13 protein-coding genes are annotated in these 12,034 nt (G+C 67.0%); 9 read left to right on the forward strand and 4 right to left on the reverse strand.

All coding sequences use genetic code 11. The features are described 5' to 3' along the window. The first annotated feature begins 73 nt into the window (after positions 1–73). The 5 genes from ACQ260_RS10710 to ACQ260_RS10730 all read left to right on the forward strand — a co-directional run bounded on the left by ACQ260_RS10710 (position 74) and on the right by ACQ260_RS10730 (position 3,582). On the forward strand, positions 74–1,147 hold the full coding sequence (locus ACQ260_RS10710) for a sigma-70 family RNA polymerase sigma factor (RefSeq protein ID WP_432559421.1): 1,074 nt from the start codon (positions 74–76) through the stop codon (positions 1,145–1,147). Next, the gene (locus ACQ260_RS10715; RefSeq protein ID WP_432559422.1) at positions 1,144–2,037 is read left to right on the forward strand and encodes an STAS domain-containing protein; all 894 of its coding nucleotides are present in this window, start codon (positions 1,144–1,146) and stop codon (positions 2,035–2,037) included. Before ACQ260_RS10710 ends, ACQ260_RS10715 begins: the two co-directional genes overlap by 4 nt. Beyond that, positions 2,034–2,462, forward strand: coding sequence for an STAS domain-containing protein (locus tag ACQ260_RS10720; RefSeq protein ID WP_432559423.1), 429 nt, complete (start codon positions 2,034–2,036; stop codon positions 2,460–2,462). Before ACQ260_RS10715 ends, ACQ260_RS10720 begins: the two co-directional genes overlap by 4 nt. Next, the gene (locus ACQ260_RS10725) at positions 2,459–2,794 is read left to right on the forward strand and encodes a phosphatase RsbU N-terminal domain-containing protein (RefSeq protein WP_432559424.1); all 336 of its coding nucleotides are present in this window, start codon (positions 2,459–2,461) and stop codon (positions 2,792–2,794) included. Before ACQ260_RS10720 ends, ACQ260_RS10725 begins: the two co-directional genes overlap by 4 nt. Positions 2,795–2,982: 188 nt before the next feature. Then, positions 2,983–3,582 carry a hypothetical protein gene (locus ACQ260_RS10730; RefSeq protein WP_432559425.1) on the forward strand — a complete coding sequence of 200 codons (600 nt, stop codon included), beginning with the start codon at positions 2,983–2,985 and terminating at the stop codon, positions 3,580–3,582. 170 nt (positions 3,583–3,752) lie between these two features. Here ACQ260_RS10730 and ACQ260_RS10735 read toward each other — a convergent pair whose 3' ends face one another. Continuing rightward, the gene (locus ACQ260_RS10735) at positions 3,753–4,937 is read right to left on the reverse strand and encodes an acetyl-CoA C-acyltransferase family protein (protein ID WP_432559426.1); all 1,185 of its coding nucleotides are present in this window, start codon (positions 4,935–4,937) and stop codon (positions 3,753–3,755) included. A 181-nt stretch (positions 4,938–5,118) separates the two neighbouring features. On the opposite strand from ACQ260_RS10735, the gene ACQ260_RS10740 reads away from it, so the two are divergent. The 4 genes from ACQ260_RS10740 to ACQ260_RS10755 all read left to right on the forward strand — a co-directional run bounded on the left by ACQ260_RS10740 (position 5,119) and on the right by ACQ260_RS10755 (position 9,775). After that, the gene (locus ACQ260_RS10740) at positions 5,119–6,792 is read left to right on the forward strand and encodes a fumarate hydratase (protein ID WP_432559427.1); all 1,674 of its coding nucleotides are present in this window, start codon (positions 5,119–5,121) and stop codon (positions 6,790–6,792) included. Between the two features lie 162 nt (positions 6,793–6,954). Then, positions 6,955–7,605 carry a LuxR C-terminal-related transcriptional regulator gene (locus ACQ260_RS10745; protein ID WP_432559428.1) on the forward strand — a complete coding sequence of 217 codons (651 nt, stop codon included), beginning with the start codon at positions 6,955–6,957 and terminating at the stop codon, positions 7,603–7,605. Continuing rightward, complete coding sequence (locus ACQ260_RS10750) at positions 7,602–8,735, forward strand: sensor histidine kinase (protein ID WP_432559429.1); 1,134 nt, start codon at positions 7,602–7,604, stop codon at positions 8,733–8,735. The genes ACQ260_RS10745 and ACQ260_RS10750 overlap by 4 nt, the downstream gene beginning before the upstream one ends. Next, positions 8,732–9,775: a hypothetical protein gene (locus tag ACQ260_RS10755; protein WP_432559430.1), complete on the forward strand. Its 1,044-nt coding sequence runs from the start codon at positions 8,732–8,734 to the stop codon at positions 9,773–9,775. Before ACQ260_RS10750 ends, ACQ260_RS10755 begins: the two co-directional genes overlap by 4 nt. A gap of 103 nt (positions 9,776–9,878) precedes the next feature. Here the strand turns inward: ACQ260_RS10755 and ACQ260_RS10760 are convergent, their stop codons facing one another. Genes ACQ260_RS10760 through ACQ260_RS10770 form a run of 3 tightly spaced genes read right to left on the reverse strand, consistent with a single transcriptional unit; the run spans position 9,879 to position 12,012 of the window. After that, entirely contained in the window at positions 9,879–10,898 is a 1,020-nt protein-coding gene (locus ACQ260_RS10760; RefSeq protein WP_432559431.1) for an amidohydrolase family protein, read from the reverse strand. After that, positions 10,898–11,728 carry a DODA-type extradiol aromatic ring-opening family dioxygenase gene (locus ACQ260_RS10765; protein WP_432559432.1) on the reverse strand — a complete coding sequence of 277 codons (831 nt, stop codon included), beginning with the start codon at positions 11,726–11,728 and terminating at the stop codon, positions 10,898–10,900. The genes ACQ260_RS10760 and ACQ260_RS10765 overlap by 1 nt, the downstream gene beginning before the upstream one ends. Beyond that, positions 11,713–12,012 carry a hypothetical protein gene (locus ACQ260_RS10770; protein ID WP_432559433.1) on the reverse strand — a complete coding sequence of 100 codons (300 nt, stop codon included), beginning with the start codon at positions 12,010–12,012 and terminating at the stop codon, positions 11,713–11,715. Before ACQ260_RS10770 ends, ACQ260_RS10765 begins: the two co-directional genes overlap by 16 nt. Positions 12,013–12,034 lie beyond the last annotated feature (22 nt).

Genomic DNA, 12,034 nt, shown 5'->3' on the forward strand with positions numbered 1-12,034 from the left:
ACCAGAGAGATATAGAGGGCGACATTGTCGATATGCAGACTCCCGGGCGGCAGGGGTGTGACAGTGTAACGAGGTGGCCATCGTCGAGCCTGGACGGAACGAGCCGTCCGACGGCTGGGACCCCGTGGTGCTCACGGGCATCGTCCGGCGCGTCGTGTATGCCCGCATGGGCAGCCACGCCGACGCGGACGACGTCGTCCAGGAGGTCCTCGCGCGAGTCTTCGCTGCCCGCGACCGCATCCAGGCGGAGACGGTGGAGGCGTACGCGGTCGCCACAGCCCGCAACCTGACCGCGTCGGTGTGGCGGGACGCCGACCGGTTCCGGCGTCATCGTCACCGGCTCGTCGACCACGACGAGTCGGCGGCGCCCGAGGACGGCCTGAGCCGGGCCGAGGACCGGGACGCCATGGCGCGGGCGATGGCGCGACTGGACGCCGAGGATCGGTCGTTGCTCGTCTCCCACGAGGTCGATCGGGTGGCCCTGCTGGAGCTCGCTGATCGGGCGGGGGTCACCCCGGGAGCGGTTGCGGCTCGGCTGCACCGGCTCCGGTCGAGGTTGCGGGTGGAATATCTGCTGGCGCTGCAACGCGCGGAACCGCCGACCCCGCAGTGTCGCACCGTCCTGAGAGCGCTGTCGTCGCGTGACCGTCGCCGGATGCGCGAATCCGACGCCGAACACCACCTGCTCGAGTGCCAGTTCTGCAGTGCCCTGCGGCCGTCGCTGCAGACCGAGGACCCTGCCATCGCGCGGATCCCCGTCGGTGCGGACTCCGACATCGTCACCGCCCGTCAGGCTGCTCGGCAGATCGCCGCCGCGGCGGAGTTCCCCTCGGTCGCGCGCACCGTCCTCGCCACGCTCGTCTCGGAACTCGCCCGCAACATCGTGCGGTTCGGCGGGCTCGGCGAGGTCGTGGTGGATCTCGTCAGTCAGGACGAGCGCCCCGGCGTACGCGTGGTCGCGCGGGACACCGGTCCCGGCATCCTGGACATCGACCGCGCGATGACCGAGGGGCACAGCACGTACGGCGGACTCGGGATCGGGCTGCCGGGGGTACGCCGCCTCAGTGATGAGTTCGATCTCGTCACCAAGCCCGGTCGCGGCACCACGATCACCTGCATCATCTGGAAACCGGGAGGAAAACCATGAACGATATCGGTCAATCGGCGGCCCAGTGGGCTACCGCCCAACCCGACCGAAGCGGTCTGCTCCCCGAACTGGTCGAGCACCTGCGCCGACACCGATCCAAACTCCATGAGGACTGGATCACGCGCATCCGCGGGAGCAAGCTGCTCGGGGCGATGACCGAGCGGGAGATGGTGGACGAGACCGCAGCGGTATATGACAACTATGTCGAGGTGCTCGAGACCGGCAGCGTGGAGGAACTCCAGCGGTATGCCCGCGATCTGTCCGAACGAGTGATTCCCCGCGGCGTCGAGACGTTCGAGGTCGTCAGCATCGTGCTGCTGCTGCGGGATGTGCTCGCCCGCTCGCTGTTCCAGAAATATCAGCACGATTTCCCCTTGCTCAACCGGATTCTCGATGCCTATGAGCCCGCCGCGAACCGAATCGCGAACACGGTCGCGGTGAGCTTCGTGGAGGAACGGGAACGGGTGATCCGCCAGCAACAGGACGCGTTGCGCGAACTGTCCACCCCGGTGCTGCCCGTGCGGGAGCGTCTGCTGATCATGCCGATCATCGGGATCCTCGACAGTGAGCGGGCAACCCAGCTGACCGAGCAGTTGCTGAACGGGATCCACCGGCACCGGGCGCTCGTGGTGGTCATCGACATCACGGGCGCCCCCGAGGTGGATGTCGCTGTCGCCAATCACTTGGTTCAGACGGTCGACGCGTCACGGTTGATGGGTGCGAGCGTCATCATCACAGGAGTCTCGCCCCGGATCGCCCAGACGCTGGTCACCCTGGGTGTGGATCTGAGCAAGATGAACACCATCGGAGATCTGCAGAGCGGACTCGAGGAGGCGGAGCGCCTGCTCGGGTTCGTGGTGACGAGGAAGGACGGTTCGCATCGGCCATGACACCCGGGCCGCGTCTCGTGTCGATTCTGCGCCAGGGCGACTGCCTGGTCGCATCGATCCACACTGCCCTCGATGACACCCAGATGGTCCGGTTCCAGCGGGATCTCATCGAGCAGATCGGGGTCGATCGGAGCCGGGGAGTGATCATCGACGTTGCGGCGATCGACGTGCTCGATTCGTTCGCGACGAACACCCTGCGCCAACTGGCCGAGATGGCGAGGCTGCGGGGAGCCGTCACCGTCATCGTCGGGATCCAACCCGATGTCGCCTTCACGATGGCCCGACTCGGGCTGAACACGTGGCCGGCGGACACGGCTGTCGATCTCGAACAGGGGCAGGAGGTCTTGGCGCGCCGCTTGGAGGGCGAGCGCTTCCCCGAGAGGGGTTCCCGCAGTCGGCCCGGCATCGGTGAGGATCCGCGATGAATGGCGGGGACGCGACCGGCGACCGGCTCACTGATCTGGCCAGGAACTATCGGGTCGGTTTCCTGCGCTATCTGCCCAGCCACGAGGAAGCGGCATTGGCGGCCATCTATGACCTGGGGCGGCAGGCGATGAGCGACCGGGTGAGTCTTCTCGAGCTGGTGAGGATTCATCACGAGGTCGTGCGGGCAGTCGTGGCCGAGACGCCCGCGGCGGAGATCGATGAAGTCCTGACGTCGGCGGCGGAGTTTCTGAGCGAAGCTCTTGCTGCGTCCAACATGGTGCAGCGGCGGTTCGGGGACCAGGAGGCCCCGCACGCGGACGAAACCCGGTGAATGGCCGGAGCACGCGAACCAGCCCCCGGACCGGCTGGCGGGCCCTGGACGCTCGATCAGGAAATGCATTACGGCGGATCCGGCACCAAATTGCTGGGCCGAGGCACGAATGTCCGCGTCATGGATCCGGCCCGGAGCACTCTTCAGAGTTGCGCCCAACGAGGGGCGTCAGCAACGAAGGAGCAGAAGTGAACGTTCGAAAGAGAATCGTTGGCCTCACTGTCGCGGCCGCCCTGTTCGGCGGCATGACTGCACTGCCCGCAACCACGGCGTTTGCGGCCCCGCCGGCCAGCGCACCGGGTAGCAAGCCGAAGTCCTCCGTCTATTATCCGCTGGCATTCACGGGCACCGATCAGAACGGGAATGCGGTGCAGGGCACCATCACGAAGCTGCGCACCTATGTCCAGAACGGCAAGCTCATGGCGACCGGCTCGGTTGTCACGGCTGATCCCGCGACCGGCCAGCAGGTCACCGCCCCCTTCACCACCGCGGTGAAGGATGTGCGGGTGACCGGCAGTTCCATGGCGGCCGCCCGGGCCGAGATCCCCAGCGGTTGCACCGTGCTCAACCTGGAGCTCGCCCCGCTGCAGTTGGATCTGCTGGGCCTGGTGGTCACCCTCCCGAACCCTCTCGTCGTGGACATCACCGCGGTTCCGGGTGCGGGCAATCTGCTGGGAAATCTGTTGTGTTCAGTCGCCGGCATTCTTGACGGGGGTGGCCTCCTGAGCGGCGCAATCAACGGCATTTCGGCGCTGCTGAACCGGTTGTTGAGCGGGCTGGGCCTCTGATTCGTCCCGTTCGCCCGAGAATTCGCCCCAGCACCCCGGAGGAACCGGCCCGGCTGTGGGGGCGGATTCCGGTGGGGCATGGCCCTGCAGTCCGGTGAGGTGCCCCCCAAAACGGCGCATCGCGGCCCACCCGATGGTGAGCCGCGATGCGCGCGTTCAGATCAGAGCGATCACATGTTCTCGAAGATCACCGCGATGCCCTGGCCGCCGCCGATGCACATGGTGACGAGGGCGTACTTGCCGTTGACACGCTTGAGCTCATAGAGCGCCTTGGTGGCGATGACCGCGCCGGAGGCGCCGATCGGGTGGCCGAGCGCGATGGCGCCGCCGTTGACGTTGGTCTTCTCCGGGTCGAGACCGAGTTCCTTGCTCACGGTGCACGCCTGCGCGGCAAAGGCCTCGTTGGACTCGATGACGTCCATGTCGTCCAGGGACAGGCCGGTCTTCTGCAGGACAGCCTTGGTGGCCGGGACCGGGCCATAGCCCATGATCTCGTGGTTCACGCCGGCGACCGCATAGCCCACGATCTTGGCCATCGGGGTCCGGCCGGCCTTCTGGGCCGTCTCGGCGTCGGCGAGGACGAAGAACGAGGCACCGTCGTTGATGCCGGACGCGTTGCCAGCGGTGACGGAGCCGTCTTTCTTGAAGGCGGGACGCATCTTGGCCAGGCCCTCGATGGTGACGCCCTGGCGCGGGTGCTCATCGGTGTCGAAGACGGTCTCGCCCTTGCGCGACTTCAGGGTGATGGGGACGATCTGCTCCTTGAAACGGCCCTCGGCGATGGCGTTGAGCGCGCGCTCCTGGCTGGCGAGAGCAAGGTTGTCCTGCTCCTCGCGGGAAATGCTGTACTGATCAGCCAGGTTCTCCGCCGTGATGCCCATGTGGCCGGCGCCGAACGGGTCGGTCAGCGCGTTGACCATGGAGTCGTTCAAGGTGGTGTCACCCATCCGGGCGCCGGAACGCATGGCGGGGGACATATAGCTGCCGCGGCTCATCACCTCGACGCCACCACCGATGGCGTAGTCGTAGTCACCCAGCTCGATCTGCTGGGCGGAGGTCACGATGGCCTGCAGCCCGGAGGAGCACAGGCGGTTGATAGTCATGGCGACGCTGGTCTCGGGCAGGCCGGCCTGGACGGAGGCGACGCGGGACACATAGGCGTAGCGGGGCTCGGTCGGGATGCAGTTGCCGACGGTGACGTAGCCGATCTCGTTGGGGTCAACCCCGGAGCGCTCGATGGTTGCCTTCATGACCTCGGCGGCCAGATCGATGGGCTCCATGCCGGACAGCGAACCGCCGAAGGTTCCGATGGCGGAGCGAGCTGCAGAAAGTACGACGACCTCACGCTTGTTCATGTGTTGCCTCCCAGGGAGTTGCTTTGCATCGACAGCAGCGATAGTGACGCATCCGACGCTAACACTCGGATCTGTCCAATGACCGGCGGATCGAACAACAGCCTGCTGGACCCGCCAGCACGGGCCGATGCTGCGTGAAAAGATGGGATGCGACTATGCCGTCCCGTCGAGGAGAAGCGCCATGCCCGAGTTTGCCTATGAGGACCTGCTGCCCATCGGGGAGGACCACACCCCGTGGCGCAAGCTCACCGACGAGGGAGTGCGACAGGTCGAGGGACCCGGTGGTCGCACCTTCCTCGAGGTCGATCCCGAGGCGCTGCGGCTGCTGACCGAGACGGCCATGCATGACATCGCCCACTATCTGCGACCCGCACACCTCGCGCAGCTCCAGAAGATCATGGACGACCCGGAGGCCTCCAACAACGACAAGTTCGTCGCCCTCGACCTGTTGAAGAACGCGAACATCGCCGCGGGCGGCGTCCTCCCGATGTGCCAGGACACCGGCACCGCGATCGTCATGGGCAAGCGCGGCCAGCACGTGCTCACCCAGGGAACGGACGAGGAGCCGATCGCGCGGGGCGTCTACGACGCGTACACCGAGCTCAACCTCCGCTATTCCCAGAACGCGCCCGTCACGTTCTTCGAGGAGAAGAACACGGGCTCGAACCTGCCGGCGCAGATCGAGTTGTACGCGGACACCGCGCCGGGCCACGAGAACCAGTTCAAGTTCCTGTTCATGGCCAAGGGCGGTGGCTCGGCGAACAAGTCGTACCTGTACCAGGAGACCAAGGCGATCCTGAACCCGGACAAGATCCTGCCGTTCCTGGAGGAGAAGATTCGTTCCCTCGGGACCGCAGCCTGCCCGCCCTATCACCTCGCGATCGTGGTCGGCGGCACGTCGGCCGAGTTTGCGTTGAAGACGGCGAAGTACGCCTCCGCCAAGTATCTCGACAGCCTGCCCACGACGGGCAACGCAAAGACCGGCCGCGGCTTCCGCGATCTGGAGATGGAGGAGAAGGTCCTCGAGCTGACCCGTGACCTGGGGATCGGGGCGCAGTTCGGCGGGAAATACTTCTGCCACGACGTCCGCGTCATCCGCCTCCCGCGCCACGGCGCCTCCCTGCCGGTCGCGATCGCGGTCAGCTGCTCCGCCGACCGCCAGTGCCTCGGCAAGATCACCGCCGACGGCGTCTTCATCGAGCAGCTCGAGTTCGAGCCCGCGCACTATCTGCCGGAGACGGTCAGCGATGACCTGGGCGGGGACGTGGTCGAGGTCGATCTCGACCGGCCGATGCCGGAGATCCTCGCCGAGCTGTCGAAGCATCCCGTCAAGACCCGGCTGTCGCTCACCGGTTCCCTGATCGTGGCCCGCGACATAGCGCACGCCAAGATCAAGGAACGACTGGATGCCGGCGAGGAGATGCCGGACTATCTGAGGAACCACCCCGTCTACTACGCCGGTCCGGCCAAGACGCCGGACGGCATGGCTTCGGGATCGTTCGGGCCGACGACCGCGGGCCGGATGGACTCCTATGTCGACCAGTTCCAGGCGGCAGGCGGGTCGATGGTGATGCTGGCGAAGGGGAACCGCTCCCAAGCCGTCACAGACGCCTGCAACGCGCACGGCGGGTTCTATCTCGGCTCGATCGGCGGCCCGGCCGCCCGGCTCGCGCAGGACTGCATCAAGAAGGTCGAGGTCGTCGAATACGAGGAACTCGGCATGGAAGCGGTCTGGAAGATCGAGGTGGAGAACTTCCCGGCGTTCATCGTCGTGGACGACAAGGGGAATGACTTCTTCGCCGCAGTGAACAAGGCGGTGCCGCTGAAGATCGGCGTCCGCCCCGACGCGACCTGAACTCGATCCGGGGAATTGGCGAGGCCCCGGACCATGGCCGGGGCCTCAAGTTGATGACTCATCCCCCAATGCAGCCATCGATGAGTCATCCTAGGATCGTGACGTGAGGCGATGACAGTCCTCAATTCTGAGGGCACCATCGCCGGGTCAGGAGGTTTGGACGTGCAGACATTCGCGATCGGACTGGTGGATGACCATTTCGCTGTGTCGCTGGGCATCACCGCACTGTTGGAGGAGACCGACGATCTGAAGCTCGTGGCCACCGCCCGGACTGTGCCCGAGCTCTTGGAGACCGGCCACCATCTCGATCTGGTGCTGCTCGACCTCAGTCTCGCCGACCGGTCGATGCCGGAGGACAACGTCGCGGCGCTGGCGGAGGCCGGAGTGCCTGCGTTGGCGTACACCTCGGGCGAGAACGCCTTCCTCATCCGTTCGGCCGCGCGCGGGGGCGTGCGGGGCATCGCCCGCAAGTCGCACACCCCGGAGCAGCTGATCGGCGCCATCCGCGGTTGTCTTCGCGACGACGCCGAAGCGCTCACCAACGAGTGGGCCGCGGCTGTCGACTCGGACCCCGGACTGGATGCGGTCGGTCTCTCACAGCGCCAGCGGGAGGTCCTCGAGCTGTTCGCCTGTGGCGAGTCCGCCAAGCGCGTCGCGTCCCAGACCGGTCTCTCGATCACAACCGTGAACGACTATCTGTTGCGGATCCGGGCAAAGTACGCCCAGCAGGGCCGGGCTGCCCACACGAAAGTCGATCTCTACAAGAGGGCCGTGGAGGACGGCGTCCTGCCACCGCCGATCCGGGAGCCGTGACCGCGGCTGCCGGCCTGGCGCCCGGCCAGGTCCGGGCGATCGGGATCACCCTGGGAGCGCTTTACACGTTGTACGCGGTGCGCGGGGTGGCCACCCAGTTGCAGGCACGCCCCGACGTGGTGTGGGGGACGGTGTTGGTCTCTGCGCTGGTGTGGCTGCCGGGCGTGGCGGCGCTCCCCGCGTTCATCGTGGACAAGGTCAGGGTGGGTCGACGGCTTCTCCGCCTCACCGCGTTCCTCTATCCGGTGGCGATCCTGGTGTGGCCGCTGGTGGCGGTCCGGGACGAGGCCGCGCGCCTGGATTTCTGGATCCACGGCATGCCGGGTCTCGCCGCCGTGTCGGCGATCCTCACCCTGCCCCGGGGCGTCGCGTGGCTCGCCCTGATCCTGAACAATCTCCTGGTCGAGGTCGTCATGCGGGAGATAGGTGTTGTGGTCGATTGGCGGACCACGCTCGTCCGGTCCGTGTTCGCGCTGGTCTATTCCGGGTTCTTTTTCGTGCTGGTGCTGTCCATGTTGCGCGACATCAACCGTGGCAACCGAGTGCTGTTGCGCAGCGGCCGGGAGCAGGCGGAGGCGTCGATGCTCCAGGCCCGGGACGAGGAGATCGTCCGCCTCGACAGGCTGACCCATGACTTCGTCCTCTCCCTGTTGTCCGCCGGTGCGGAAGGGGTGCCGACGGACAAACTCCGCGTCCAGGCCGAGACCGTGCAACGGCGGCTCTCGGCGGGCAGGCCCGATGAGGACGAAACGGGCACCGTGGGGGAAGTGGTGGACCGGATCACCCGCCGATGCGAGGGATACGGCGTCCCGGTGATCGTGGGGGCGGTGCAACGCGAGGCGGATCTCCCACGGCAGGCGGCCCTCGAGATCGAAGCCGCGGTGGAGGAAGCCGTGCGCAACACGGTCCGGCACGCGAGCGGCGGCAGCCGAGTGCTTCTGGAGGACGACGGGGTGACGATCAAGGTCTGTGACGACGGGCCCGGGTTCGACCCGACGCTCGTGCGTGAGCGGCTGGGTGTGAGCCAGAGCATTCTGCACCGGATGAACTCACTCCCCGGCGGCAGCGCAACGATCGACTCCGCACCGGGTCGTGGGACGACGGTCACGATCGGATGGACCCCGTCGTGAGGGCGAACGGACGGCTGGCGCCGCTGGCGCCGTTCAACGGCTACGGGTGGTTCGTCGCCCAGGTCAGCTTTGCCAGTTTGATGACCGTGGGTCACTGGCCGGGATACGACCGGCAGTGGCCGGTGGTCCTTGCCGTGCTGCTGTCGGGCGTTGTCGCGGGCGTGCCGCTCTCGGCTCGCTGGGCCCGCACGTTCGTCGGTGGGGTGGCGGCGCTCGGTTGGCTCGCCATCATGGCCTTGGTCGGGAGTCAGGTCAGTCCGCCGGTGGGGGAACTGTCCGTGCTCTGGCCAGCCACCTCGGCATCGCTGGCCATGGGTCTGCTCGCGATGATCGGGATGTGGCGTCTGGCCTGGACCGCGACGCTGCTGCTGATCGTGCAGGGTCTGCTGTGGGGTATGACGAGGGATCTCGCACCGGCCATCGCGCTCGAGCAAGCGGGTCTCCTCACGGCCCCCGTGGCCGGCACCGTCTATCGGATCCTCATGCGCAACGCGCGCTTTCGAGAGGCCGCGGCTCGCCGGGAGGAGGCTGCTGCGCTCGAGCAGATCGGGCGGATGGCGTCCCAGGCGGAAGCTCGACGGGAATATCGCGCCCGGCTTCAACGTCAGGTCGGGCCCATCCTCGAGCGGATCTCTGCCGGGGACGAGTTGACGGCCGACGAGCGCAAGGAATGCCGACTGACCGAGGCGAGTCTCCGCGACGCCATTCGCGGCCGCGGTCTCGCCACGCGCGAGGTCAGCCAAGCCGCCCGGGCGGCGCGGGAGCGGGGCGCCACCGTGTCTCTCATCGACGACCGTCGCGTCGAGTGCGTCGACGAGGTCTGCCGCAACGTTCTGGCCGCCACGCGCGACACGCTGGAAAGCGCGGAGGACGGGGACACGTTCGTCGCCCGGTTGTTGCCGCTCGGGCGACGCAACGTCGCGACGGTGCTGCTGCGGAAGGCCGACGGAGAGGGCGTGCGTCGGGAATTCACCATGCCACCGTCCGGTGACCCGGCAGACGGCGCGTTCGAGCGGCCGCCCGTGGAACTGACGGGCTGAGTGCCTGCAGCCCCGCGCGGGCAGGTCACAAGGGCCGGGCAGGGGCACCCCCACACCCGGGCCTTGTGCCGCTTGATCCGGGCCCAACGATCCGGGACCGGTGTTAGTCCCGAATACCCAGCAGCTTGGCGGCGGTCCGCCCCAGAATCGCCTCCCGGGCGCCACCGCCGAGACTCACCTCGGCAACGCTGCCCGCCGGGTCTCGATCGGCCAGGTCGAACGGATAGTCGGTGCCGACGAGCACATGGTCCGCGCCGACGTCCTCGATCAACCGCTGCAGAGCGGTCGGGTCGAACACGGCGGTGTCGAAATAGAGCTCGTTGAACAGGTCGCGCGGAGGACGCTTCGTCGTCCTGGCGACGTCCTTGCGCTCCCAGCCCATCTGCAGCCGCGGTCGCACCGACGGCACGCAGCCGCCACCGTGGGCGAGACAGAGCGGGAACGGGTGGGCCTCCATCCGGCCGGAGAAGATCATGCGCGCGGTGGCGATGGCCGTCTCCATGGGATAGCCGAGGAGCTGCGGGAACCAGAAATCCTTCATCCGCGCCGGTGCGGGCACGCCGGAGGGATGGAGAAACGTGAACACGGAGCGCTCGGACAGCAGGCGCCACACCGGAGTGTTGGCGTCGTCGTCGAGATCTCGACCGGCCCCCTGGGATCCAATGGCAGCGCCCGGCATGCCGAGCTGGTCGAGACCCCTGCGCACTTCCCGCTCACCTTCGGCGAAACCCAACGGCACCCCGACCAGACCGAGCAGTCGCTCGGAGCCGGCGACGTATTCGGCCAGGGCATCGTTGCCGCGCCGGACCAGTTCAACCACCAAGTCCTCGTCATCACAGGTGGACCCCATAAGGAAAGGTGGCAACGAGATCGCCTGGTGGGTCACGCCTTGGTCGTCCATGTCGGACAGACGGAGGTCCGCGTCATACATAGACCGAGCCAACGGGAGGGGGGCTCCCGCCCCCACCCCGCTCACCCTGGTGTCGAGGATGACCACCTTGTCGGCCTCGACCCTGGACAGGTCCGCCAAGCCCTCGGACGCCAGCCACTCCAGCAGCGGCATGGGCATCGCGTGGGCGTGGACGTCGACCACAGGTCCGCCGTCGCGAACGGAATCCGCCATCAGGCCGCCTTCGGTTCGTGGATGACCACGCCCATCCCGTTGATCCACTCATAGATCGGTTCATAGGCGAGCGCCCTGGTCTGAGAGCCCCTCATGGCGCCCGCGACCGCGACCCAGGCGCGGACCTCGCCCGTGCCGTTGCCGCCCTTCATGAGCTCGTCGTTGCCGATGCCGAGCAGCTCCTCGGGGCTGTCCTCCTCGAGCATGCGGAGGAACCAGCGGTCGAAGTCCTGGTCGATGTCGCCGACCCGCGGCTCGCCGACGAAGTGGGACAGCGCGCCCGCACCGCAGATCGCCACCTTCTCGGCACCGTCGAAGCCGCGGATCGCCTCACCGAGAGAAATGCCGAAGTCATAGCAGTGCTGCAACGTCATCAGCGGCGGAGTCGTGCAGTTCATCACCACGGGCACGAGCGGCAGATCGGCCTTCGGGGCGATTTCGTTGTAGACCGTCATGAAGCCGTGGTCGATCACGAGGCGATGGGACAACGACGGCGTGTGGCCGCGCTCGATCGTCCCGGCGAGGATCGCATTGGCGAGTGCCGGATGGCCGGGCACCTCGACCCGGTCGATCCCGAGCCACTTCTCGACGGGACCGAGGTTGGACTCGCCCACACCGATGCAGATCTGCGGCAGGTTGTCGAGGAAAAAGTTGGTGAAGTGCTCACCCGAGAGCATCACCAGGGCTTCGGCACCGGAGGCGAGGATCTTGTCCTGCACTTCCTTGAGCGCGCCGAAGAAGCGCTCGGCCATGTCGGCCGGAGCCGACTTCGGATCAGCCGACATCATGGGAGCGTGCGAAGCACTGAATCCCATCACGATTTCTGCCATCGGACCCCCTCGGTCGCCTCGGCCGCCGCAATCTGGTCGGCACGAAAGAGTTGCTTGTAGTCCGCGCGCTTCCACCCGTTGGCGCGGCAAAATCCGTTGATGAGGACGGGGTGAACCGCCAGATCGTGGAAGGCAGCCACATCGCTGTTGTTCACTGCGGCGAGTTCGGTCTCATCCAGTGCGTAGCCCTCTGTGACGATGTCATTGGGCGCCCGGTTGTCATCCGGATCCTCGAGCCGACGCAAGTGGTCGAAGATGCACTTGTTCAGTGCGTAGTGGGTCATCATTGCCCCCTTTCCTGAGGGA

It is taken from the genome of Ammonicoccus luteus, from assembly GCF_050880385.1.
Taxonomy (GTDB): domain Bacteria; phylum Actinomycetota; class Actinomycetes; order Propionibacteriales; family Propionibacteriaceae; genus Enemella.